General features: G+C 41.0%; 1 protein-coding gene. It reads right to left on the bottom strand.

Annotated features, from left to right (window positions below; genetic code table 11):
* Nucleotides 1–251, bottom strand: a 251-nt coding sequence (locus HMPREF3264_RS13055; protein WP_256324004.1) for a putative Ig domain-containing protein, incomplete at both ends; no start/stop codon positions are given.

Below are 251 nucleotides of genomic sequence, written 5' to 3' on the forward strand. Positions count from 1 at the left end.
AGCTTGACCGCTATTATCTGTTGCTTCAATCTTAATTGGATCAATTGATGTGTTGACCTCTTTAGTTTGGTCTTTGATAGCTGTCACCGTTGGCGCTGTTTTATCTACAACTTCGATTGTAAATTTCGTTTCTGTTTTATTTCCTGATGCATCTGTTGTGGTTACCACAATTGGATAACTGCCTACCTTCGTCGGCGTGCCACTAATCGTATTTGTCTCACTATCAAAGCTTACACCTTCTGGTAGTCCGC

Source organism: Staphylococcus sp. HMSC62A08, from assembly GCF_001839105.1.
Taxonomy (GTDB): Bacteria; Bacillota; Bacilli; order Staphylococcales; family Staphylococcaceae; genus Staphylococcus; species Staphylococcus caprae.